General features: G+C 72.2%; 20 protein-coding genes and 1 pseudogene. 7 read left to right on the top strand and 14 right to left on the bottom strand.

The genetic code is table 11. The features are described from left to right. Positions 1-24 precede the first annotated feature (24 nt). The 7 genes from AC067A_RS14295 to AC067A_RS14265 all read right to left on the bottom strand — a co-directional run bounded on the left by AC067A_RS14295 (position 25) and on the right by AC067A_RS14265 (position 6261). Entirely contained in the window at positions 25-849 is an 825-nt protein-coding gene (locus AC067A_RS14295; RefSeq protein ID WP_478619219.1) for a DUF1295 domain-containing protein, read from the bottom strand. Then, positions 846-1019 (bottom strand): hypothetical protein, encoded by a 174-nt coding sequence (locus AC067A_RS14290; protein WP_478619216.1) that lies wholly within the window; start codon positions 1017-1019, stop codon positions 846-848. The genes AC067A_RS14295 and AC067A_RS14290 overlap by 4 nt, the downstream gene beginning before the upstream one ends. After that, a complete protein-coding gene (locus AC067A_RS14285; protein ID WP_478619213.1) occupies positions 1016-2335 on the bottom strand; it encodes a class I SAM-dependent methyltransferase in 1320 nt (439 codons plus the stop codon). Before AC067A_RS14285 ends, AC067A_RS14290 begins: the two co-directional genes overlap by 4 nt. Next, complete coding sequence (locus AC067A_RS14280) at positions 2332-3090, bottom strand: DUF1365 domain-containing protein (RefSeq protein WP_478619210.1); 759 nt, start codon at positions 3088-3090, stop codon at positions 2332-2334. Before AC067A_RS14280 ends, AC067A_RS14285 begins: the two co-directional genes overlap by 4 nt. Positions 3091-3155: 65 nt before the next feature. Further along, complete coding sequence (locus AC067A_RS14275; RefSeq protein ID WP_478619207.1) at positions 3156-4412, bottom strand: NAD(P)/FAD-dependent oxidoreductase; 1257 nt, start codon at positions 4410-4412, stop codon at positions 3156-3158. Positions 4413-4596: 184 nt separating this feature from the next. Next, the gene (locus tag AC067A_RS14270; protein ID WP_478619204.1) at positions 4597-5322 is read right to left on the bottom strand and encodes a sigma-70 family RNA polymerase sigma factor; all 726 of its coding nucleotides are present in this window, start codon (positions 5320-5322) and stop codon (positions 4597-4599) included. Between the two features lie 273 nt (positions 5323-5595). Then, positions 5596-6261 carry an SDR family NAD(P)-dependent oxidoreductase gene (locus tag AC067A_RS14265; RefSeq protein WP_478619201.1) on the bottom strand — a complete coding sequence of 222 codons (666 nt, stop codon included), beginning with the start codon at positions 6259-6261 and terminating at the stop codon, positions 5596-5598. Between the two features lie 633 nt (positions 6262-6894). On the opposite strand from AC067A_RS14265, the gene AC067A_RS14260 reads away from it, so the two are divergent. Then, the gene (locus AC067A_RS14260; protein WP_478619198.1) at positions 6895-8148 is read left to right on the top strand and encodes an NAD(P)/FAD-dependent oxidoreductase; all 1254 of its coding nucleotides are present in this window, start codon (positions 6895-6897) and stop codon (positions 8146-8148) included. A 438-nt stretch (positions 8149-8586) separates the two neighbouring features. Here the strand turns inward: AC067A_RS14260 and AC067A_RS14255 are convergent, their stop codons facing one another. Both AC067A_RS14255 and AC067A_RS14250 read right to left on the bottom strand, forming a co-directional pair. Then, positions 8587-9822, bottom strand: coding sequence for a helix-turn-helix domain-containing protein (locus tag AC067A_RS14255; RefSeq protein WP_478619195.1), 1236 nt, complete (start codon positions 9820-9822; stop codon positions 8587-8589). A gap of 414 nt (positions 9823-10236) precedes the next feature. Continuing rightward, positions 10237-11076: a M55 family metallopeptidase gene (locus AC067A_RS14250; protein ID WP_478619192.1), complete on the bottom strand. Its 840-nt coding sequence runs from the start codon at positions 11074-11076 to the stop codon at positions 10237-10239. Between the two features lie 183 nt (positions 11077-11259). Between AC067A_RS14250 and AC067A_RS14245 the strand changes: the two genes are divergently transcribed. Next, positions 11260-11889: a C39 family peptidase gene (locus AC067A_RS14245; protein WP_478619190.1), complete on the top strand. Its 630-nt coding sequence runs from the start codon at positions 11260-11262 to the stop codon at positions 11887-11889. Between the two features lie 64 nt (positions 11890-11953). Here AC067A_RS14245 and AC067A_RS14240 read toward each other — a convergent pair whose 3' ends face one another. Continuing rightward, the gene (locus AC067A_RS14240; RefSeq protein WP_478619187.1) at positions 11954-12856 is read right to left on the bottom strand and encodes a threonine ammonia-lyase; all 903 of its coding nucleotides are present in this window, start codon (positions 12854-12856) and stop codon (positions 11954-11956) included. A 52-nt stretch (positions 12857-12908) separates the two neighbouring features. Then, entirely contained in the window at positions 12909-13955 is a 1047-nt protein-coding gene (locus AC067A_RS14235) for a D-alanine--D-alanine ligase family protein (RefSeq protein WP_478619185.1), read from the bottom strand. 332 nt (positions 13956-14287) lie between these two features. Between AC067A_RS14235 and AC067A_RS14230 the strand changes: the two genes are divergently transcribed. Then, positions 14288-15574 (top strand): ATP-grasp domain-containing protein, encoded by a 1287-nt coding sequence (locus AC067A_RS14230; protein ID WP_478619182.1) that lies wholly within the window; start codon positions 14288-14290, stop codon positions 15572-15574. A gap of 183 nt (positions 15575-15757) precedes the next feature. Then, positions 15758-17038: an MDR family MFS transporter gene (locus AC067A_RS14225; protein WP_478619179.1), complete on the top strand. Its 1281-nt coding sequence runs from the start codon at positions 15758-15760 to the stop codon at positions 17036-17038. Here the strand turns inward: AC067A_RS14225 and AC067A_RS14220 are convergent. From AC067A_RS14220 to AC067A_RS14210, 3 genes and pseudogenes are all read right to left on the bottom strand, one after another. Then, a pseudogene (locus tag AC067A_RS14220) lies at positions 16980-17177 on the bottom strand (hypothetical protein); the annotation flags it as partial. The gene AC067A_RS14225 and the pseudogene AC067A_RS14220 overlap by 59 nt on opposite strands. Positions 17178-17309: 132 nt before the next feature. After that, positions 17310-18302, bottom strand: a complete 993-nt coding sequence (locus AC067A_RS14215) for an alpha/beta hydrolase family protein (RefSeq protein ID WP_478619177.1) — start codon at positions 18300-18302, stop codon at positions 17310-17312. Further along, positions 18299-19219: a zinc-binding dehydrogenase gene (locus AC067A_RS14210; RefSeq protein ID WP_478619174.1), complete on the bottom strand. Its 921-nt coding sequence runs from the start codon at positions 19217-19219 to the stop codon at positions 18299-18301. The genes AC067A_RS14215 and AC067A_RS14210 overlap by 4 nt, the downstream gene beginning before the upstream one ends. A 133-nt stretch (positions 19220-19352) precedes the next feature. On the opposite strand from AC067A_RS14210, the gene AC067A_RS14205 reads away from it, so the two are divergent. The 3 genes from AC067A_RS14205 (at position 19353) to AC067A_RS14195 (ending at position 22345) form a co-directional block, all read left to right on the top strand. Beyond that, positions 19353-20297, top strand: coding sequence for a LysR family transcriptional regulator (locus AC067A_RS14205; protein WP_478619171.1), 945 nt, complete (start codon positions 19353-19355; stop codon positions 20295-20297). A 100-nt stretch (positions 20298-20397) separates the two neighbouring features. Beyond that, positions 20398-20826, top strand: a complete 429-nt coding sequence (locus AC067A_RS14200; protein ID WP_478619169.1) for a VOC family protein — start codon at positions 20398-20400, stop codon at positions 20824-20826. A 295-nt stretch (positions 20827-21121) separates the two neighbouring features. Next, a complete protein-coding gene (locus AC067A_RS14195; RefSeq protein WP_478619617.1) occupies positions 21122-22345 on the top strand; it encodes an MFS transporter in 1224 nt (407 codons plus the stop codon). Positions 22346-22440 lie beyond the last annotated feature (95 nt).

Below are 22440 nucleotides of genomic sequence, written 5' to 3'. Positions count from 1 at the left end.
CACCCGCGGGGCCGACTCGTCGGTTCACGCACGGGACCGGCTCGTCGGACGGCCGCGCGGTGGCCGGGGGACGAAGCCGCTCGTGCGCGCCCGGTAGGCCGCGTACCCCGGCCGGTCGGCCATGTGGGCCTCCAAGAGCCGTTTGCCGCTGCCCCAGACGAGCAGGGCGCTCATGACGAGCGGCGAGATCAGGGTGAGCGCGGCGGTCTGCCAGGTGGCGCAGGCCGTCAGGTACAGGCCCCACCAGACGAGGAAGTCGCCGAAGTAGTTGGGGTGCCGGGTCCAGCTCCACAGCCCCTGGTCCATGACGCGTCCCTTGTTCGCGGGGTCCGCCTTGAACCGGGCCAGCTGGTGGTCCCCGACCGCCTCGAAGGCGAGGCCGGCGGCCCACACCGCGAGACCGAGGCACGCGGTCGCCTCCAGGGGCCGGGGCAGCAGGACCGCGACCTGGACGGGGAGGGAGACCAGCCAGACGAGGGCACCCTGGAGGCCGTAGACCTTCCAGAGGGCGTAGAGGGTCGGGTTGCCGTGGGCCCGGGCGAGCATCCGGGCGTAGCGGGGATCCTCGCCGTGGCCGCGTCCCCGTCGGCCGATGTGGACCGCGAGCCGCAGCCCCCAGATGACGGTGGCGAGCGCGACGACGGTCCGCCGGACGTCGTCGCCGTACCCGGCCGCCAGGGACCAGGCCACGATCGCGACCGCCGCGAAGGCGATCCCCCAGGCGACGTCCACGAGCCGGTGCAGTCGCCTGGCGGTGCCGATCGCGAAGGTCACCAGCATGACGGCGAGCGCGGTGGCCGCCGAGGACGCGAGGACGAGGCCGAGGGCTCCGGCGTCGACGACGCTCATGACGCCTCCTCGCGCCGGCTCCCCGGCGCGCGGGGCGGGACGGCCGACGTGGCCGCGCCCCGGGGTCGGGCGGACCGGTCGGGATGGGCGGACCGGTCGAGGTGAGTGGACCGGTCGAGGTGGGCGGACAGGTCCGGGTGGCCGGACCGGTCGGGGTGAGCGGGGTTCATGAGGCCGTCTCCTGGTCGGTGGCGGTGAGCCGGAGCTGGCGGACGTCGAGGTACCCGGAGCGGAATCCGGCCTCGGAGTAGGCGAGGTAGAAGTCCCACATGCGCCGGAAGACGCGGTCGAAGCCGAGCGCGGCCACGGCGGACTCCTCGTGGCGGAAGCGGGCCCGCCACTGGCGGAGGGTCTCGGCGTAGTGGTCGCCGTATCCCGTGTCGTGGGTGACGCGCAGTCCGGCGGCGGCGCTCTCGCGGGCGATGGCCTCCGGGGAGGGGATCAGGCCGCCGGGGAAGACGTACTTGCTGATCCATGTGTGGGTGCGGGCGGTGGCGAGCATCCGTTCGTGCGGCATGGTGATGGCCTGGAGCGCGACGCGGCCGCCGGGGGCGAGCAGGCGGCGGAGCGAGGTGAAGTAGTCGGGCCAGAAGTCGGCGCCGACGGCCTCGATCATCTCCACGCTCACGACGGCGTCGTAACGGCCCTGGACGTGCCGGTAGTCGAGCAGTTCGACGCTGACCCGGTCGGCGACGCCGGCCTGGGCGACACGACGGCGGGCGAGCACGAGCTGTTCCTCGGAGAGGGTGACGGTCCGGACGCGGGCCCCGCGGTCGGCGGCGCGGATCGCGAGTTCGCCCCAGCCGGTGCCGATCTCCAGCAGTTCGGTGCCCGGGCCGGTCCCCGCCAGGTCGAGGAGCAGGTCGATCTTGCGGTGCTGGGCAGCGGTGAAGACCGCGTCGGGGAGCACTTCCGCGGCGTGCGGAAGGGGGTCGAAGACCGCCGAGGAGTAGCTGAGGCCGGGGTCGAGGAAGAGGGCGAAGAGTTCGTTGGAGAGGTCGTAGTGACGGTGGATGTTCTCACGGGCCCCGTCGGGGGTGTTGAGGTCGGCCTCGGGCCTGCGCCGGACCCAGGCTCCGCGCAGCCGGCGCAGCGGGGCGGGGACGAGGTCGTCGACGTGGCGGGCGAGGACGGTGAGGACGCCGACGAGGTCGTCCGCGTCCCACTCTCCGGCCATGTACGACTCGCCGAAGCCGATCAGTCCGTCGGCGCCGATCCGGCGGTGGAAGGCGTCCGGGTCGTGGAGCGTGAGCGACGGTACGGAGCCGTCGTCGCCGGTTCGCGGGGCCCCGACCGGGGTGCTCCGGGCCGCTCGTATCCGCAGGGGCAACCGGTCGAAGGCACGCTCCACGAGCAGGCGGGCGACGGCGGTGCGTGCGGCGGAGGCACGCGGCAGCCGGGCGACCTCGGGCCAGCGGTGCGGGTCGACCGGGTCGACCGGGTCGCTGCCGGCGCACACGGCGGACGGGAGAGGCGAGAGGGTCACGGGGTGCCTTCCTGCTGGGTGGAGACGGTCGGAGGGGTCCCGGCGGCGCGGGGCCGGACGGGAAGGCCCTTGAGGTAGAGGCGGACGCCGTGGCGGCGGATGCCGAAGGAGACGGCGGCGGTCGACCAGGGGTGGCGCAGCGCGGCCGCGAGCAGGGCGCGGGGACCGGCCGGCCGCCGGGCGCCGCGGACCGTGGCCGTCAGGGGGCGGGAGCCGTCCGTGTGGCGGAGCTGGACGGTCAGGTCGAGACGGTCTCCGGGGAGCGGCAGGCGCATGCGGTAGGCGCCCTCGACGTCGAGGAACGGGGACACGTAGAACTCCTTGGCCGTCTCGGCGCGGCCCTGCGCGTCGGGGTGCAGCAGGTACGCGTGGCGTCCGCCGTACGTGTTGTGCACCTCGGCGACGACGCAGACCGGGTGGCCGGCGCGGTCGTGGCACCAGTACAGGGTGAGCGGGTTGAACACGTGGCCCAGCACGCGCGCGTGGGCCAGCATCAGGACCCGCCCGTCCGCCTTCCGCTCGCCGTGGGCGGCGAGGCAGGCGTCGAGGCCGGCCCGCAGGGTGGGAGCGTCCCCGTCGAAGTGGTCGGCGGGGTCGAAGCGGGCGAGGGGGCGCAGCGGACGGGGCAGGACGGGCAGGTCGTCGAGGTCGACCAGCCACATGTAGGTGCGGTGGCGCAGGGAGTGGCGGACCGGGGTGACGCGGGTGTGGGCGATCTCGGTCTCGTACAGGGCCGGTACGGCGGCGGGAGTCACCGGGGCGCTCCCGGGTGGCGTGCGGTCTCGGTCTCGGTCTCGTACGAGGCCGGTGCGGTCGGCTTTCATCGCGGGGCTCCCAGGTGGCGGGCGGCCTCGACGCCGGAGCGGCAGCCGTCTTCGTGGAAGCCCCAGCCGTGGTACGCGCCCGCGTACGCGGTGACGGGGGTGCGGAGCGTCGGCAGGAGGCGCTGGGCGGCCACGGACTCCGGGGTGTAGACGGGGTGTTCGTACGTCATGCGGGCCAGGACGGTCGAGTCGTCGACGCGGTCGCCGGGGTTGAGGGTGACGATGTGCGGTTCGTCGGTGCGGAGTCGCTGGAGCCGGTTCATGTCGTAGCTGACCTGGACCGCGCCCGGGCGGGCCGTACAGGAAGGCATCAGGTAGTTCCAGGAGGCGCGGGCGTGCGGCGAACGCGGCAGGACGCTCGTGTCGCGGTGCAGGACGGTGGGGTTGAGGGAGTAGGTGAAGGCGCCGAGGACACGGCGTTCCCGTTCGGTGGGGTCGGCGAGGAGCCGTAGGGCCTGGTCGGGGTGGACGGCGATCACGACGGCGGCGTGCTCCGCGGACTCGCCGTCGGCGGTGACGACCGTGGCGCGGTCGCTGCCGCGGATCACGGCCCTCACCGGGGTCGCGGTCCGTACGGAGGCGATCGACTTGGCGACGCGTCCGACGTACGCCGCGGAACCGCCGGTGACGGTCTTCCACTGGGGGGAGCCGGTCACGGAGAGGAGTCCGTGGTGGTCGAGGAAGCGGAAGAGGTAGACGGCGGGGTAGCGCAGGGCGGTGTCGGGGGCGCAGGACCAGACGGCGGAGACGAGGGGGATCGCGAAGTGGCTGGCGAAGTGCGCGGAGAAGCGGTGGGCGCGGAGGAATCCGCCGAGGGTGAGGGTCATGTCGTCGGCGGCCAGCAGGCCGCGCGCGGCGCGGTGGAACCGCGGGACGTCGGCGAGCATCAGCAGGTGCCGGGGCCGACGTGCGTTGCCGCCCGCGAGGAGGCCGCGGAGGCCCCGCGCGCCGGCGTACTCCAGGCCGCATCCGTCGCAGCGGACGGACATGCTCATCTCCGCGTCCTGCGTGGTGACCCCCAACTCGCGGAAGAGGCCGAGGAGGTGGGGGTAGGTGCGCTCGTTGTGGACGATGAAGCCGGTGTCGACGTGGACGGTGCCCCCTTCGGCGGAGGGCAGTTCGTGGGTGTGCGCGTGGCCGCCGAGCCGGTGCTCCGACTCGTAGATCACCACGTCGTGTACGCGGGAGAGGAAGTGGGCCGCGGTGAGACCCGCCACCCCCGCCCCCACCACCGCGATGCTTCGTCCGTTCATTGTTCTCCACCCCTCGTGCGACGGCCGTCGGCCGGTGCGGCGACGGCCGTCTGCTGTCCTGCGCTCGGTGCGCTCTGCTGTCGGTTGTTCGGAGCCGCCGGCCGGTCGGATGTGGGGGACCGGGACGGAGCGGCGAACGGGTCGGTGATCAGGTCGGTGATCGGGTTTCCGTCGGATCGGCCCGTCAGCGGCCGACGCCGGCGCGGGCGGGTTCGAGGCTGTGGCGCATGCGCTGGAGACCGCGGCGGGCGTGGCTCTTGACCGTCCCGAGCGGCATGCCGGTGCGGTCGGCGATCTGGACCTGCGTCAGGTCGGCGAAGTAGGCGAGTTCCAGTACGTCGCGCTGGACGCGGGGCAGCCTGGACAGTCCCTCGGCGACGACCAGCCGGTCGAGGATCCTCTCGGGCTCCTCGTCCGTCCTGTCCTCGTGCTCCAGTGAGGCACCGAGCGTCGCCGCGAGCTCGGTGCGGCGGGTGCGGGCGGTCAGGGCGTCGGCGATCTTGCGACGGGTGATGCCGGTGAGCCAGGCCGGCAGGGTGCCGCGGTCGGGACGGAAGTTGGCCCGGCCTCGCCAGGCGGCGACGAACACCTGCTGGGCGACGTCCTCGGCCTCCCGCGGGTCTCCCAGGGCCCGGGCTGCCAGCGTGTGCACCAGGCGGCCCCAGCGCTGGTAGGCGGCGGCGAGACAGTCCTCGTCCCCTCGCGCCAGGCCGCGGGCGATCCGGGCGTCGTCGGCGGCCGTGTCCCCGGGCGTGGTGGCCGCCTCCGTGTCCGCGACGGCCGTCCGAGTGGAGGCGGGAGTCGCATTGAAGCCGGTGGCAGTCGCATCGATCATGGCGGCGGCGGCATCGGTGAGGGTCGCATCGGTCGCGGTGGGAGCGAGGTCCTCGGTCCTCCGGTGTGCGGTCATGACGCTTCCTCCTCCGGGTGGTGGATCGGGCGTCCACCGGGTCTTTCGCCGTCGCCACGAGGGCGGCGTCTCCGGGACCTCGGCGACCCCGTCCCTCCTTACGGTCCGACCGACGCACCCTCTGCCACAACTCGCATCGCTTGCGCATCGATATGAGGGATATCGATGCGCAAGGGCCTCGGAGGAGGGGCTCCACGTCCGCGGCGCCGCCGCGGCCCGGCTGCGGGACCGGCGTACGCGGCGCGGCCGCGGCCCGTAGGCGTCGGTACGCCCTCAGGGGGTCCGGCCGCCCCCGTCGAGGATCGGTGCCAGGACGTACCGCTCCACCACGTCGAGGGGTTCCGCTCCCGGGGGCAGCGCGGGAGCGGAGCCGGTCACCGCCCGGTCCGCGAACCCCCCGGCCAGGTGCGGCATCCGCACGTCGACGACCGTGACACCACGTCGGCGCTGCTCCCGCCCCACGATCCCCAGCCAGGCGGCGAGCGCCGTCTTCGCCGCGGTGTAGTCGGCCGCGCCGGCCAGCGGCCGGTCGACGACGGCTCCGGTCACGGCGACGACGGTGCTCCCGGGCCCCAGGACCGGCAGGGCCCCCCGCACCACTGCCATGGGGGCGAGGGCGTTCACGGTCATGAGGTGCTCCGCCGCGGCCTCCGTGACGTCCTCGGCGCGCCCGAATCCCGCCACACCGAAGGTGACGACGACGGCGTCCAGTCCCCCGAGGGCCCGGGCGGCCCAGGGCGCCAGGCCGGCGCATCGGTCCAGGTCGTACGCGTCGAAGGCGCGCCACGGACCGCCGCCCGTATCGCTCGACAGGGCCGCGAGCCGGGTCGTGTCGCGGCCCGCCAGCGCCGTAGCTCCGCCTCCCTCGGCCAGCAGCCGCGCCACGAGCCCTCCGATCATCCCTGTCGCCCCGACGACGAGCGTCTTCCCACCGGCCATCGCCACGACCTCCTGCGCTCCGCGCGTGCTCTCGTACCTTCCGGGGAGGGTTCTCCCGCGACGTCCCGCGGGGATGCGCGGCGGGCGGGCGGACCACGCCGCACCGCGTGCCGAACCGTGACATCGCCTGCCGCACGGCGTGCCGACCCACCGCACCGCACGCCGGCCCCCGCACCGTCCACCGACCGCCGCATCCGTCCACCGACCGCCGCATCCGCACGCCGGCCCCCGCACCGCCTGCCGACCCGCCGCACCGCGTACAGCCCCACCGCATCCGGACGCCGGGCCGCGGGTGAAAGACCCGTCGAACGGGATCCACCGGGCCGAGGCCTTCAGCGGACAAGGGCGAGGAGTGACACGCGGCCACGGAGGTCGGGCCGACCGCCTGCGCGGAGACGGTGCGACGGAACCCCGCGCGGACGAGGAAGGACGGGACATGGCGGACGCACACCGGCTCTTCGGGGACCAGCTGGGGCCGTCCTTCCCGGACCCCGGCGGCGACGGCCCCGCTCGTGGCCCGGCCCCTCGGCCCCGGTTCCGTCACCGGTCGGCGGCAGACGGCAGGCGGCAGGCGGCAGGCGGCAGGCGGACGAGCGGCCCCCTCGTCAGGAAACCCCAGGGAAAGAGGACGGCATGGAGACGAAGGACGGCACACGGTACGACGTGGTGGTGGTCGGCGCCGGGGCGGCCGGCCTCGCCTGCGCCGGTGACCTGTGCGCGGCGGGCCTGCGGGTGCTGCTCCTGGAGACGGGCGAGGTGGTCGGCGGCCGGATGCGTACCGACCGGGTGAAGGGTTTCACCGTGGATCGCGGCTTCCAGGTCTTCAACACGTCGTATCCGCAGGTGAAGCGGCGCCTGGACCTGAAAGCGCTGCGGCTGCGGCCGTTCACGCCGGGAGTGCTCGTGCACACCGACCGGGGGCCGCGGCGGTTCACGGATCCGAGCCGTCGCCCCAAGGAGAGCCGGGACCTGCTGCCGGGGCGGCTCGCGTCCGGGCGCGATCTGCTCGCCCTCTCGGCGCTGTCGGCACGGGACGCCCTCGCACCGGCGTCGGTGCTGCGGCACGGTGCCGACGGGACGACACTCGACGCCCTGGCCTCGGCAGGCGTGTCGGCGCGGCTGGTGGAGACGTTCTTCCGGCCGTTCCTCTCCGGGGTGTTCCTGGAGGACCGGCTGGAGACCTCGGCGCGGTACTTCCATCTGGTGTGGCGGAGCATGTTGCGCGGCAGCCTCTGTCTGCCGGCCGGGGGAATCGGCGCGGTGCCCGCCCAGCTCGCCGCACGGCTGCCGCAGCGGGTCCTGAGGACCGGAAGCACCGTCTCCGCCTTGACGTCCGACGGCGTGGTCCTCGCCGACGGGCGCGAGGTGCGGTCCCGTACGGTCGTGGTCGCCGTCGGACAGCGGGTCGCGGCCGAGCTGCTGCCGGGGCTTCGCGTCCCGGACGGCCGGACCGTGACCACGCTGTACCACGCGACCGCCCGGCCTCCCCTGGACGAGCCGGTGCTGGTCGTCGACTCCAGGCGCAGATTCCTCAACACCTGTGTCCTCACCGCCGTCCATCCCGGCTTCTCCACCGACGGACGGGCGCTGGTGTCGACCTCCGTGCTCGGCTCTCCCGGCCCCGCGGACACGGACACCGTCCTGGGTGCCTTGGGCGAGGTGTACGCCACGGACACGGGCGACTGGGAGCCCGTCCACCGCGTCACGGTGACCGACGCCCTGCCGGCCATGCCGGGCCCCACTCCGCTGTCCCGGGAGGTGCGTTGGGCTTCCGGCCGGTACGTGTGCGGGGACCACCGGGCGACGGGTTCCCTCCAGGGCGCGCTGGCTTCGGGGGCGCGGGCGGCCCGCACGGTCCTGGACGACCTGCGGGCGGGCACGGTCTGAGGTGCCCGGCGAGCGCTGCGGCCCCGACCCCGGGGAGGGCGTGATCGATCGCGTCGGAATCCGGGCATTGATGAGGCACGTGGGCTGGCGAGTTCGAGACACGAGGCATATCCCCCGATCAACCCGGAAGCCGCCTGCTACGTCCGGCCGCCTGTGACGCGATGGCGGTCGCGTCGGGGAACGCCTGCCGGGTCTTCGCAGATGGACGCGACGGGCTTCCCTTCGACACGACCGCGACGCGGTTCGGTGAGTGGCGTGGGGGCCGGGCGGGACCGCGCGTCGGCGCGGGTGACCGCGCGAGTTCTCGCCATGATTCACTGACTGGTTTCGGTGTTCTCACTTCCCAGTGCGGTGAATAGGTTGAAAGGTGTGCGACCTGAGATTGTCAGCGTTGTGTCCGGAAGATCGGTCGCATACGGAAGAGGGGGGCGGGGTGCATCACACAGCCGGTGGGAGCTCTTTGGACACCGCTACCGCCTTCCACGCTTCCGCTGCCAGGTCCAGATATCCGGCGGCCTCGGCTTCCTCGGCGACGCTCCGGGCCAGCCGGATCCCCTGTTCGTTCCGGCCCAGTCTCATGACGGCCTCGGCCCGCAGGAGCCTCGTCCGCAGTCCGTCGTGGAAGGCGAGGAGCCCTGTGTCCTCCGCGGCCGCGGCTTCCGTCTCGGCCTCGGCCGGTCTGCCTTCCATGAGGTGCACGCGGGCCGACACGGCCGTGAGTTCGGCGTGATGGCCGGGTTCTCCCACGTAGCGCAGCGCGTCGGCCGCTTCCTGGAGCCAGGTGTGGATCTCGGGAGAGGAAGGGTCGGGGCAGCGCAGCTGGAGGGACACCGCCGCAAGTCTCAGGCGCGCCCAGCCGAGCAGGTCGCGTCGGCTGTCCATCGCGGACAGGGCGTGTTCGATCAGCTTCCGGCCCTCTTGGAAGAGTCCTTGCCGGATTCTCACCCCGGAGCACGTCCAGTACGCCTGGACGGTGAGCTCCGAGGGGGCGTCGGCCGCCATGTGCAGGACGTCGGGAATCCTTGCGGCGGCCTGCGCCAGGAGGCCGGCCTCGGTTTCCGCGGCGATGAGCGCCAGACGGGCGCTCACCTTGAGGGCCTGGGTGCCGGAGGGGAATCCGTCGACCAGGCACAGCGCCTCCTGGGCGGCGGTGCGGGCCTCGGTGATGCCTCCTAGCTTGCGTTCCGCTCCGGAAAGCTCGACGAGCAGCCTGCCGAGTAGACAGGGAGATTCCCATTTCCTGGTGAGAACCACCAACTGACGCAGATCATCGCGCCGTCCGACGGGGTCCTTCATTTCGCAGCGAGCGCGAGAGCGGGCCCAGAGGGCCTGCCAGGCCCAGTCCTCCGGAAGTCGCGTCTGCGGTTCCGAGTGCGACTCCAGCAGGTCGATGACCCTGGGGAGGTCGTTGTCGGCCAGAGCCGTGGAGACCTCGGCCATGGTCGCTCCCCAGGACTCCCGGGGGCCGTCGTCGGCCACCAACTCGGCGACGCCCAGTCCGAGTTTCCCGGCCAGGTGGCGCAGGGTCTCCGCGGACGGCAGGCGGCTGCCGCTCTCGATGCGCGAGATGTAGCTCGTGGAGACCGGCCCACCGGCCAGATCTCCCTGCGTCAGTCCGCTTTCAAGACGAAGTCTTCTCAGCCGCCGCCCGAAGGCAGGCTGCTCGATCTCCATGCAACGTCCTCTGATCCGGTAGGAGAGTCACATGCCCCGCGGTGTTCGACGGTCCACCCGTACGCAAGGCGCCGCCGGCGCGATGAGTGACAGCGGCGCTGCTGTCGGCATCGAAGGGATGTCCCGGATGCCTGCCGAGATCGAGTGGCCCTAGCGGCATGCGTGTGCTCGATGACTCCTGGTCTCGCTCCGATGGTCGCCTTGTGGGCCGGAGCGGGGCGGTCGACGTGCCGGTGGACGTGGTGCGGCAGGGTTGACTCTCCGAATGCGTCAAGGGCAGACATATTACGAGGAAAGTTCATGCCTCGTCCATGACTCGTACGGACCCGTCCATGGTCTCTTCACAAGGGGTGGAGCGAAACACTGCTCGCTTTCGCGCATCGGACCGACGGGCGTGGTGGTCGCGGCGGCCTTTCAACAGTAGGGGCGCTGGTTCGTCAAGGTCGTGGCCACCCGCAGGAAGATTCCCAGCAGCCGGTAGAGGTCGGGCATCTCGGCGGTCGCCTCGACGGTCCTGCTGTCGCTCCGTGTCACGCCGGGGATGCCGAGCAGGTGGGTCGCCACCGCCGCGGACTGCCAGCGGACCGCGAGGGTCCTCGGACTCCGCGCCGGGACGGGCTCACGCGAGGGGGCCGGCCGGTCGGCGACGGCGCCGTGCGCGGCGGCCTGGATGGCGGCGCGCGACTCGGCCGGGGGCCGCAGTTCGGCGACGAACCGGTCCCGCGCCGTCTTGACGGCGACGGTCGCCACACCGCTGTCCCACTCCGCCATCTCCGCGCACGCGGCGTCGTCACCGGTCAGCAGGGCGACGGGAACGCCGATGGCCGCCGCCGTGGCGTGGAGGAGGCCGATCTCGCCCACCGGGCGACCGTCCAGCCACATGTCCTCGATCTCGTGGCCCATGAAACTGTGGCTCATGACGCCCGGTGACCCGGCCCGGGCGTGGAAGCCGACGCAGAGCACGGCGTCGAAGTCGGCCTCCAGGCCTTCCAGCATGCTCATGGGTTTGGGGCGGCCCTTGATGAGACGGGCCCGCGGATGCAGGTCCTCCAGGAGCAGATTGCGCATCGGACCGTGCGCGTCGTTCACCAGGATGTCGGCGGCGCCACCGGACAGAGCCCCGGAAATGGCGGCGTTGACGTCCTCGGTCATCATCCGACGACCGCGTTCGTAATCCCTGCCCGGCGGCTGTACGTCCTCGGCGTCCACGAGCCCGGTAATGCCCTCCATGTCCGCGCTGATGTATACCCTCATGACTGTTCCTTTGTACGGGTGCCAGGCGGTCGACAGGCGTGGCCGAAAAACATCGACTCATTCCGGAGAGGGGTGACTTGATCAGCCCCGCGCCGACGATGGACGCCGGACGCCATGCTATCGTCCTGATTCACTCCGCTCGAGATGCGAATCCCACGCGAATGACCGGCACGTGGAAGGAATATGAGGAACATTTCAGTCCGGCATGACGTGCCGTATTACTCGCAATGGGAATCCGCAGACCTTGTCCCCGAACTTCTTTCCGGCCGGGTAAAGGCCGAAGACGATCCCGCGTGGCGTGTTTCGGGCGCGGAGAGCGCTGAGGAATACGCCTTCTGGTCCTGGCGTGTCTGCGGTATGGCCTGTCTGCGCATGGCCCTGGAGTACTGGGACCTGAAGCCGCCGAATCTCCTGACGCTGGCTCGGGAGTTCCTGGACGCAGGCGCGTACGTCCGGCGCGAGGACGGCGTGGACGGCCTCATCTACGCCCCGTTCGCCGAACACGCCGCACGACGGTGGGACCTCGAGGCCGAAGTCCACGGGACGCTGCCGATCGAGGAGATCCCCGGCCATCTGGAGGACGGCAAGCTGGTGATGCTCTCCGTCCACCCCTCGATCCGGGAGCCGGACACCACGCCTCCCGGCCGCGGTGGGCACCTGGTCCTTGCCGTCGGCTGCTCGCCCGGCCATCTCCAGATCCACAACCCGTCCGGCCTGCCCGGCGTATCGCAGCGTTTCGCCGAGGTGCCGTGGGAGGCGTTGCCCCGGTTCTTCGCACGGCGAGGCGTCACCTTGGGCGTGAGGGAACCGTAGGGGACGGGTCCAGGGGGTCTTGCCGATCCTGCCGACCGGGCCTGATCGACGAGACTCCCCCGGCTCAGCCGAGGATGCAGTCGCTCCAGGTCTGATCGTCGATGTTGCCGCCGGAGACCACGCAGAGTGCCACCTTGCGGGGGTCGGGGTTCCGCAACGCGGCGGCGAACGCCGCCGCACCCGCTCCCTCGGCCCGGATGCCGGCCTCGGCCCACAGGATGCGCATCGCCCGGTGCAGTTCCGTCTCGTCGACGGTGCGCACCTCGAGGCCGTAGTCCCTGCAGGCCTGGAAGGATCGGGCGCCGATGCGCCGGACCAGTAGTCCTTCCGGCAGACCCCGGGCGGAATCCAGCGTGATCCGGTGTCCCGCCCGCAGGGACATCCGCATCGCGGGGGCGCTCTCGTACTCGACGCCCACGATCCTGGTGGCGGTGTCGCCCCACTCGGCGATGCCCGCCGCCACCAGACCTCCCCCGCCCACGGGCACGAACGCCGCGTCGGGGAGGCCGGCCTCCTCGCGCACCTCGCGGTAGAGGCTTCGGTGGCCCTGGATGATGTCGGGATCGTCGAAGCTGTGCACGAAGACGGCGGCGTGCTCGTCGGCGTACCTGCGCGCGAGGACCTCGCAGTCGTCGTAACCGCCGTCCACGAGGACGACGTCGCCGCCGGCGCCGGTGATCCGCTGCCGCTTGGCCAGCGGGGTCGTTCGGGGGACGAACACCCGGAGGGGCAGACCGCGGGCCGAGGCCGCTTCCGCGAGACCGGACGCGTGGTTCCCGGTGGAGGCGGTGACGAGCGTGCTTCCGGCCGCGAGCCCCGCCACTTTGTGGGCGTTGCCCCGGTACTTGAACGCCCCGGATATCTGGCGGGTCTCGTCCTTCACGAGGATGCCCCGCCAGCCGTGCGGCTGGAGCCGGACGACGCGGGTGCGAATCGGCTGGAGTCGTTCTTTCTGCTGTACGGACATGACCGTCCCATCAGTGTCGTGACCGAATGCGTGTGCTGGTCCGATCGCCCGGTCAGTGGCTGATGTCGTATTCCTTGACCTTGTCGCGTGCGGGGCGGGACGCCTGGTCCCCGGACGCCGCGACGACGAGGTCGGCGATGGTGCGGCCGGTTGCCGCCAGCGCCATCGGGAAGATGCTGCCGGACATCAGACCGGGCAGGGTGTTGATTTCGAGGAAGTACGTCTCGCCGTCCCTGACGAGGAAGTCGCAGCGCGCGAAGGTCGCCACCTCGGTGGCTTCGAAAAGCGACTGCGCGTAGTCGCGGATGGCCTTGGTGGTGGGGTCCTCGGCGCACAGTTCGACACGGGCACGCCCCTTGACGTGCTTCTCCTCGTGACCGAAGAAGCCCTGGGCCACGACCTCCGCCACGGGGAGGTCGACGAAGCGTCCGTCCTCCCGGTAGACGCTGCACGAGTACTCGCGGCCGCTGACGAACTCCTGCACCAGGACCTGGTTGTCGTACGGCGCGGCTGCCGCGACCGCCGTCGCCAGCTCCTGCTCGTCCGGATCGTGCAGGCACGTGGTGAGCAGGGAGGCGCCCATGCGGTTGGGCTTGACCACGAGGGAACCGGGTCCGATCTCCTGCAGGACCCGCCGCGCGTCGAAGGAGTCCGCGCGGACGAGGACGGAGCGCGGAGCGCGCAGGCCGGGCAGCAGAGCGGTCGCCAGGGTGGCCTGGAGGTACTTGTCCATGCCCAGCGCGGAGGCGAGCACGGGGCCGAAGTTCCCCCGGATGCCCGCGACTTCGGCCAGTCCCTGCCAGCCGCCGTCCTCGCCTTCGTTGCCGTGCAGCAGGGAGAAGACGAACGAGCCGCCCGCACCGAGGCGTTCGACGGCCGCGCCCAGGGACAGGGCCTCCCCCGCGAGGAGGTCCTTCTCGTCCTCCGGCCAGGGGCCGCTGTCGAAGAAGTGGACCGCGCCGGTGCGGTCGACGTAGCAGACGGAGTCGATCACGACGCGATGCGGCTCTTTGCGTAATTCGCTCAGCACGTGGTGGTAGCCGTGGAGGGACGCATCGTGTTCGGTGCTCCGGCCGCCGACAAGGAGGGTGATGTTCAAGGACACGAAACACCTCGGGATCGATGGGTGGAGTGGAGTCCTTCGGGAGCTGCGGGCCTCAAGCTAGATAGCCCCCGCGAGCAGAGTCAATGCAGGAGTCATTCATTTGACTGACAGTTGACAGCTTCGGCCGAGAAGCGACCCTTCCCCGCCCCCGGAGGCCCGATTCGAGACAGCCAGGCACTGCTTTTGGCCCTGATGGTGTCGATTGACGCTCTTTCACCACGCAAGGGGAAGTCATCTATGTGACTCTGGTGTTGACTAGGTGTGCGGGCCCTCGTAGGTTGCTCGCCGGTAGCCTCAACTCCCCTTCTGTCCTGCAGGAGTTACGCGTGGACTCTCAGAAGAACCTGCCCAGGCTCGTCTTCCTCGACGGTCCGGGCCCGCCGCCTCCGGCGTGGTACCTGCCGAAACTCACCGCGAACTTCGAGGTGCACGTCCTCTGGGCGCCGACAGGGGACCCCGAGAAGGACGCGTCACACGCCCGCACGCTCGACGATTACTGCGCCCATTCGCCCCTGCTCGGCGGCGACGACGCCTTGGGCGCCGTTCTGGAGTTCTCCCGGAAGTGGCGTCCGGAGGGAATTCTCGGGTTCAGCGAGTTGGTGGTGACGGAGACCCATGCGGCGGCCCTCGCGCTGGGGCTGCCGGCGAACTCGCCCGAATCGCTGCCCGCGTTGCGGAGCAAGGAGGAGCAGCGCGCGGCGCTGGCCAAGGGCGGGGTCCCGGTGCCGCGGTTCGCTTCCGTGCTCTCGTTGTCCGATCTGGTCGGGGCGGTGGCCGAGGTGGGCCTCCCCGCGGTCCTCAAGCCGTCGGCCGGCGTCGGCAGCATGGCCACCTACCAGGTCACGGAGGACGTCGACCTGGCCGGCCTGTGGGACATGGCGACCGCCCGCTACACGGCGGATCCGCGCGGGGACGGCTCGGTGCGCTTCGTCCTGGAGGAGATGCTGATCGGCGAGCGGTGGCACGACGACCCCCGCTACGCGCCGTACGTCAGCGTCGAGTCGCTGGTGCAGAACGGCGCCGTGACCCACTGCGCCGTCACCGACAAGTTCCCGCTGACCGAACCCTTCCGCGAGAACGGCAACGTCTTTCCGTCGAGCCTCCCCGCGCACCGGATCGACTCCATCCTGGAGTGCGCCACACAGGCCATCCACGCCGTCGGGATCAGGAACTCGATGGTGCACACGGAGGTCATGCTGACGGCGGCCGGACCGCGGATCATCGAGGTCAACAGCCGGCTGGGGGGAGCCGCCATCGAGATGCTCCAGCTCAGCTTCGACTACGACGTCGTGACCGCGATGGCCCGCATCGCCACCGGTCGCCCCATCGCGCCGATGGGCCCCCGGCTGCGCAGCACCGGCCAGTACGTCCCCCAGGCGCCCGCCCGGGACGTGACTCTCTCCCGGGTGCCGACCGTGGAAGAGCTGACGGCGTTCGACGAGGTCGTCGAGGCCGAGCTGTTCTACGGGGTGGGCGACCGCCCGGACTGGGCGCGAGGAACGTCGGGCGGCAAGCTGGCCCGCCTCATCGCGACCGCCGAATCCCCGGAGCCGCTCCTCGACCTGGCGGATTTCCTGGCCTCCGACAAGGCGTTCGCCTACGTCCCCGACTGATTCCGCGGGTGACGCGGGTGCTCACCGCGTCACCGGCGAGGCGGTTCTCTGGAAGGTACAGGGCCGGAAGGTACAGGGCCGGAAGGTACGGGCCGAAAGGTACAGGGCCGGAAGGTACGGGCCGAAAGGTACAGGGCCGGAAGGTACGGGCCGGAAGTCGTTGTCCGGCGGAAGGCGTGACGCATGACGAATCCGCAAGAGGAGCTCGCCCCGGGCAGCCGGGGGACCACCGCGCGGCCCGCCCAGGACGGCGGTGTGTGGCGTCGGTGGACCGGGGCCCTCACAGGTCAGTTCTGGGTGGTCTGGGGCGCCACCCTGACGAACCAGCTGGGATCCATGGTGATCCCCTATCTGAGCTACTACCTGACGCAGGAGAAGAACGTCTCGCTCTCCGTCGTCGGTGTGGTGCTCGCGACGTCCGGCCTCGGCGGGATCATCTCGCAGCTGTGCGGCGGCCTGCTGGTGGACCGCATCGGCTACCGGGCGACGATGACGCTGGGCATGACCGGAACGGGAGTCTTCCTGTTCCTCCTGGGAGCGGTGGACCAGGTGGCCCTGATCGCCGTGTTCGCCTTCCTGGTCGGACTGGCGGCGGAGATGCACAGGCCCGCGTCGGCCTCCATGATCGCCGCCCGGTACGCCCCGGCCGACAGGACGAAGGCCTTCGGCCTCCTCTACTGGGCGGTCAACCTCGGCTACGCGTTCTCCATGGTCTTCGGAGGCTCGCTCGTCCGCCACGGCTTCACGCTGCTGTTCTGGGTCAACTCCGTCGCCTGCGTGGCCGCCGGGCTCCTGGTGTGGTTCCTGGGCAGGCCGACGGCGGCTCCCCGGCGCCCGGCCGAGCCGGACACCCGCTCCGGGAGCTATCTGGACGTCGCGAAGGACCGGCTGATGCTGGCCTACCTCGGATCGTGGTTCGCGTACGGCATCGTCTTCTGCCAGGGGCTGTCGACGCTTCCGCTGGCCATGAAGACCGACGGCATCGCGCCCTCGACCTTCGGATACGTGATGGCCACCAACGCCGTCGTCATCATCATGGTCCAGCCCGTCGCGAGCCCGCTGCTCTCCAGACTGGACCACAGCCACGTCCTCATCGGCGGCATCGTCGTCCTCGGGGCCGGGTACGGCGCCACGGCACTGGTGTCCACCCCGGTGGGATACGCCGTCACCGTCGCCGTGTGGACGCTGGGAGAAGTGGCCGTCAGCTCGGTGAACCAGGCCGTCATCGCGTCCCTCGCGCCCGCCGCCCTGCGCGGACGCTACTACGGGCTCTACGGCATGACCTGGTCCACGGCCGCACTGGCCGCCCCCCTCATGGGCACGTGGCTGCTGCAGTGGCGGGCCACCGGGCTCTGGGCGGCCTGTGTGCTGTTGTGTCTCGGCGCCGCGGCCGGACAGTGGCTGCTCATCCCGAAGGTCCGGGCGCGGTCCGCCATGACCCGCCTCGCGGAGGCGGCGGCCTGAGTCGCGCGTACGCGCCCGGACGACGTCGGGTCGGTACGGCGCCGAGCAGGCCGTCGTCGACGACGAAGTCCCGGCCGTTGGCGCAGGACGCGTCGGCCGAGGCGAGGAACACCACGGCCTCGGCCACCTCTTCCGGGCGCCCGAAGCCGCCGGGCGACTTCGGGCGCCGACGACGTTCGGGCCTCCGTCCGACGTCAGCGGCGGTGCCTTCCGGTGCCGCCGTTGACGGTGAGGGTCCTGCCGGTGGAGCGGTTCATGCCTGTGGAGCGGTTCATGCCGGTGCTCCCGTCAGGCTGTGCGTGAGGTGGTCGGCGAGGTGGGGCAGCCAGTCCGGCCGCGCGTTGCCGAGGAGGTGGTCACCGTGCGGGACGGACAGGTAGGTGCCGTGCGGCGCGAGGCGGGCCAGGGGCTCGCCGTTCGTCACGCCGGGGATGGCGTCCTGGCCGCCGTCCACGACCAGCAGCGGGGCCGCGATCCGGGGCGCCAGGGCGGTGAGGTCCACGTGGTCTGCGAACTCGCGGGCGGCATCGGCTCCCCCGGCACGTCGCGCCATGATGTCCCGTACCGGCGGCGGCAGTTCCTCCCAGTCGAGGCGGAAGGGGCCGCTGACGCCGGCGACGGCTGCCACGCGCGGCTCGAGCGCCGCGGCCCTGGCCGCGAAGTAGCCGCCCAGGCTCAGGCCGACGAGCCCGACGCGTGCGACCCCGAGGACGTCGACGACCCGGCCCACGATCCGTTCGTAGTCCGGCACGAAGGTCGTGGTGGCCGCGAGCACGCCCTGCCCGGGACCGTCCATCGCGAACACCGCCAGCCCCCTGGCCAGCAGGGCGGACACGAGATCGAGGAACTCCTCCTTGGCCGAGTCCAGGCCGGGGACGACCACCACCGTCCCCGGCGCGTCGGAGGGGCCGCGCAGCCAACCGGTGAACCCGTCGCCGCTCACCCGCCGCGCGCCGGGCTCCAGGAGGGCGAGGGCCCGGCCCAAGGCCTGGTCCGCCTCGGCGGCGGCACGAGGCGCTTCCGCGTAAGGCGCCAGCGTGGCCAGGTGGAACCACCGGGCCGCCACCAGCAGGTGCTCCCCCGCCGAGCGGGACGATCCCGCGTCCCGCGCGCGCCGGAGGTGGGCGTGTCCGGTACGGAGGAAGGCCGGCCCCCAGTCCGCGAGGGAGGTGAGGCCGTCGGTGACGCGCCGGTACTCGTGCGGGTCCACGCCCGCGCCGGTGGCACGGGACCACTGGGCGGCGGCGAACTCGCCGGGGCTCATCGCGCTCCTCCGGTCAGCAGGACGGCCTTGCCGCGTATCCGGCGCTCTCGCAGGTCGACCAGGGTCTCGGCGGCCCGCGCCCAGTCGGCGACCCGGCCGACCTCCGGATGCAACCGGCCCTCGGCCACGAGGCTCACGAGTGCCGCGAGATCGGAGCCGTACGGGGCGCCCGCGTAGTGGAAGTGCCTGATCGTCACGCGCTCGGGCCCACCGAGGAGTCGGAAGAAGTCGAGGGACACGGGGGTGCGGCTCGCCTGGCCGAACCAGACGAGCAGGCCGCCCGGACGCACCTTCGACAGCGCGAGCGGCAGATCGGCCCCACCCGTGGACTCCAGGACGACGTCGAACGGCCCCCGGGCGTCCGTGACCTCGTGCACCACCTTCGCACCCAGCTCCACGAGCCGCTCGCCGCGCTCCGGCGTGGCCGTCACGGCGGTGAGTCCGGCTCCGGCCCCGACGGCGAGCTCGGTGACGTAGTGGCCGACGCCGCCCGAGGCGCCGGTCAGCAGCACCCGCAGGCCGGCCAGGGAACCGGCGGTGCGCAGCAGCCGCAGGGCGGTCACCCCGGCCAGCGGCAGAGCAGCCGCACGTACGCTGTCGACACTGTCCGGGAGCACCGCGAGCGAGTGCGTGGGCACGGCGGCGTACTCGGCCCAGCCGCCCTGCGCCGGGTGTCCGACCACACGGGTCCCGATGCCGGGACCGGAACCGTCGGCCGCCGCCTGGACGACGAGCCCCGCGACGTCCTTGCCCGGCAGCAGCTCCGGCCGGGGGTCTTCGAGGAGGAACAGCTCGCCCCGGTTCGGGGCGAACGCCTCGACCTTGACCAGTGCCTCGTCCGGCCGCGGCACGGGCTGGGAGACCTCGGCGAAGGCGACGGGGCGCTCCGCTTCTCCCGTGGGAATCAATCTCTGCATGGAGGGGATGCAACCCCGGCGGCCACCCCTCGATCCAACAACGAACGAGCATCGTCGACAACCGCCGGTTGTCGCTTGCGGCCTGTGAGCCCAGCATGATCGACAAGACGGGACACCCCCTAGGGTGGGAGTCATGGATCTCGACGTGGCGCAGGTACGGGCGTTCGTGCGCACCGCCGAGGAGCTGCACTTCGGCCGGGCGGCCGGGACGCTCGCGATCTCGCAGCAGGCGCTGTCGAAGCGGATCGCGCGGCTCGAATCCCTGCTCGGTACCGAGCTCTTCCATCGCGGTGGCAACGGGGTACGCCTCACCGAGGCCGGGCAGCGCTTCCTCTCGCCGGCTCGGCAGACCGTGGCCGCCGCCGACGCCGCGGTGGCGGCGGTGTCCGGTGCGGAACATCCGCTGCGCGTGGACGTGTGGGGGCACCTCTACGCGCCGATGCGGACGCTGGCGCACGTCGCCGGGCAGGCCGGGGAACTGACGCTGGGGCACGGGCGCGACCTGCCGTCGGTGACGACCGCGCTGCTGCGCGGCGACATCGACGCGGCGTTCGGCCGGGTCCATCCCCCGCTGCCCGCCCTGCTGGTCCACCGCCTCGTCCGCCTCGAGCCGATGGACGCCGTCCTGAGCACCCGGCACCCGCTCGCCTCCGAACCGGCCCTGCGGCCGGACCAGTTGCGGGACAGTGTCCTGTGGGCCCCCGGCGCCCTGGACCGGCTCGACTTCCTCCGCCGGTTCGCCGACCGGTTCGGCATCCGGCGCACCGCCCCGAGCGTCAATCTGGGACTCGCCCACTTCCTCGCGGAGGTGGCGCGGGACCCGCGGCGCTTCTCCCTCGTGCCCGCCGACGTGCCGCTGCCCGAGGTCCCCGGTCTGCGCGCCGTCCCCCTGGTGGATCCCACCCCTCTGTACGCCTGGTCGCTGCTGTGGCGCACGGGAGACGGACACCCGGGACTGGCCGGGCTCGCCGCCGCCTGCGCGGAGGAGGCGGGGCGCAGCCGCTGGCTGGAGTACGACCCGACACGCGACTGGCTGCCCGAACCCCCGACGGGCGGCTTCGGCCCCGGACAGGACTGATCCCGCCGCCGCGTCCCCTCGCCGTCAAGCGGCGGCGGGCGCGGTCGAGTGCGCGGAAATGAAGAGGTGGCGGCAAGAGGCCCTTTGGTACGGTGCGCGGGTGTCTGCGACCAAGAAGTTCCAGGTCACCTTCGACTGCGCGGAGCCCGAGCGTCTCGCTCGCTTCTGGTGCGAGGTGCTGGGGTACGTCGTACCGCCGGCGCCGGCGGGTTTCGCCACGTGGGACGAGTACAGGCTTGCGCAGCCTCCGGAGGAGCGGGACGCGTGGTTCGCCTGCGTCGACCCTTCGGGTGAGGGTCCGCGCCTGTACTTCCAGCGCGTCCCCGAAGGGAAGGCCGCGAAGAACCGGCTGCATCTCGACGTGCGGGTCGGCACCGGGCTCGTGGGCGAGGAGCGCCTCGCCGCGCTGGAGGCCGAGTGCGCGCGTCTGGTCCCCCTCGGGGCGGTGCACGTGCGAACGCTGTACGACGGCAAGGACGCGTGCATCCCGATGCTCGACATCGAGGGCAACGAGTTCTGCATCGACTGACCTCGCTCTCCGGGCCGCGGGCGCGCGCACATCGGTTCTCGGTGTCCCAGGGCTCGACCGGCCCCCGACCCGCGTTCCGTAACCTCCGGGCACGTTCCGCGTCGGCAGGTCCGTGGTGGCGCGGATGCCGAGGAGGGAGAGGGAGCCGGTGGGTGGCTGGGGAGCCGGTGGCGGCGTGACGGGCCGCGGGCGCGTACGGACTCCCGGGCGGTTCGGGTTCACCGGGCGTTCGGGAGGCGCGGGCGCCGGGCGTTCGGGGGGCGCGGGCGCCGGCGGAGTCTTCCGCGCCTTGCGTGTGAGGGACTTCCGGTTGTTCGTCCTCGGTCAGATCGTGTCGGTCGCCGGTACGTGGATGATGGTCGTCGCGCAGGACTGGCTCGTGCTCGGACTCACCGGCGGCTCGGCGAGCGCGCTGGGTGCGGTGACGGCGCTGCAGTTCGCCCCCCTGCTGCTGTTCACGCTGTACGGCGGTCGGCTCGCGGACCGCTATGACAAGCGGGCCCTGCTGACGGTCGTGAACGTGCTGTCGAGCGTGGCCGCGTGTGCCCTGGCGGTGCTGGTGCTGTCCGGTGGGGTCCGGTTGTGGCACGTGTACCTGTTCGCGTGTGCCCTCGGCGTGGTGAACTCGGTCGAGGTGCCGACGCGGATGGCCTTCGTCGGCGAGCTCGTGGGGTCGGACCTCCTTCCCAACGCCTCGGCGCTCAGCGCCGCGTACTTCAACGTCGCCCGCGTCGTGGGCCCGGCCCTGGCGGGTCTGTTCATCTCGGCCGCCGGAGTCGGCTGGGTGATGCTGGTGAACGCGGCGAGCTACGCGGCCACCGTCGTCGCCCTGCGTCTGATGCGGGGCGGCACCGCGAGGCCCCTGCGACGCGGTGACCGGGGGCGGGTGTCGGACGGTCTGAAGGCAGCCGGCCGATTCGACCTCGTGGTGCCGCTGGTGCTGGTGGCGGTCGTGGGGCTGTTCGGTCTCAACTTCCAGCTGACCCTGCCTCTCCTCGCGGCCCAGGTGCATCACGCCGACGCCTCGACCTTCGGCGTGGTCACCGCCGTCTTCGCGGCGGGGTCCCTGGTGGCCGCCCTCATGACGACCATGCGCCGTGGCCGCCCCTCGGCCGGGCTGGTCGCGGGCGCCGCCGTCGGCTTCGGCGTACTGGAGACCGCGGTCGGGGTCGTGTCGTCGTACGGGCCCTCCATGGTCCTCCTGTTCCTCACCGGCGGCGCGGCCATCTTCTTCGCCCAGGCCGCCAACCACCGCGTCCAGTTGGGCGTTCCCCCCGAACTCCGCGGCCGCGTCCTCGCCCTGTACACGCTGATCCTCCAGGGGTCGACGCCCCTCGGTGCCCTCCTCGTGGGCACCCTGTCCGATCACTGGGGCGTCCGGTGGGGCTTCCTCACCGGAGGCCTGGTCTCACTGGCGGCAGGCCTCGCGGCGGTCGCCATAGGGCGCGGTCGCGAGCCCGGGGTCGTACCGGCCGATGCCGTCACGCGGGAACGAGAGCCTTCGGGAGAGCGGACATGACCGGGAGAGCGGGCGTGCCGGGAAGCGGACACGGCGGCGCAGGGCACCCGGGCCCGACGAAGGGCTTCCAGGGCCGGCCCGTGTCCGTGAAGACC

It is taken from the genome of Streptomyces sp. NPDC043176 (assembly GCF_056436715.1).
The sequence above is the reverse complement of the archived record's forward strand: the minus strand, read 5'-3'. Positions and strand labels throughout refer to the sequence as shown.

What these genes read in the sequence shown, in the direction of transcription:
- AC067A_RS14295 (WP_478619219.1), bottom strand. Translation starts at nt 849, where the DNA reads ATGAGCGTCGTCGACGCCGGAGCCCTCGGCCTCGTCCTCGCGTCCTCG.
- AC067A_RS14290 (WP_478619216.1), bottom strand. Translation starts at nt 1,019, where the DNA reads ATGAACCCCGCTCACCCCGACCGGTCCGGCCACCCGGACCTGTCCGCC.
- AC067A_RS14275 (WP_478619207.1), bottom strand. Translation starts at nt 4,412, where the DNA reads ATGAACGGACGAAGCATCGCGGTGGTGGGGGCGGGGGTGGCGGGTCTC.
- AC067A_RS14270 (WP_478619204.1), bottom strand. Translation starts at nt 5,322, where the DNA reads ATGACCGCACACCGGAGGACCGAGGACCTCGCTCCCACCGCGACCGAT.
- AC067A_RS14265 (WP_478619201.1), bottom strand. Translation starts at nt 6,261, where the DNA reads ATGGCCGGTGGGAAGACGCTCGTCGTCGGGGCGACAGGGATGATCGGA.
- AC067A_RS14260 (WP_478619198.1), top strand. Translation starts at nt 6,895, where the DNA reads ATGGAGACGAAGGACGGCACACGGTACGACGTGGTGGTGGTCGGCGCC.
- AC067A_RS14255 (WP_478619195.1), bottom strand. Translation starts at nt 9,822, where the DNA reads ATGGAGATCGAGCAGCCTGCCTTCGGGCGGCGGCTGAGAAGACTTCGT.
- AC067A_RS14250 (WP_478619192.1), bottom strand. Translation starts at nt 11,076, where the DNA reads ATGAGGGTATACATCAGCGCGGACATGGAGGGCATTACCGGGCTCGTG.
- AC067A_RS14245 (WP_478619190.1), top strand. Translation starts at nt 11,260, where the DNA reads ATGAGGAACATTTCAGTCCGGCATGACGTGCCGTATTACTCGCAATGG.
- AC067A_RS14240 (WP_478619187.1), bottom strand. Translation starts at nt 12,856, where the DNA reads ATGTCCGTACAGCAGAAAGAACGACTCCAGCCGATTCGCACCCGCGTC.
- AC067A_RS14225 (WP_478619179.1), top strand. Translation starts at nt 15,758, where the DNA reads ATGACGAATCCGCAAGAGGAGCTCGCCCCGGGCAGCCGGGGGACCACC.
- AC067A_RS14215 (WP_478619177.1), bottom strand. Translation starts at nt 18,302, where the DNA reads ATGAGCCCCGGCGAGTTCGCCGCCGCCCAGTGGTCCCGTGCCACCGGC.
- AC067A_RS14210 (WP_478619174.1), bottom strand. Translation starts at nt 19,219, where the DNA reads ATGCAGAGATTGATTCCCACGGGAGAAGCGGAGCGCCCCGTCGCCTTC.
- AC067A_RS14205 (WP_478619171.1), top strand. Translation starts at nt 19,353, where the DNA reads ATGGATCTCGACGTGGCGCAGGTACGGGCGTTCGTGCGCACCGCCGAG.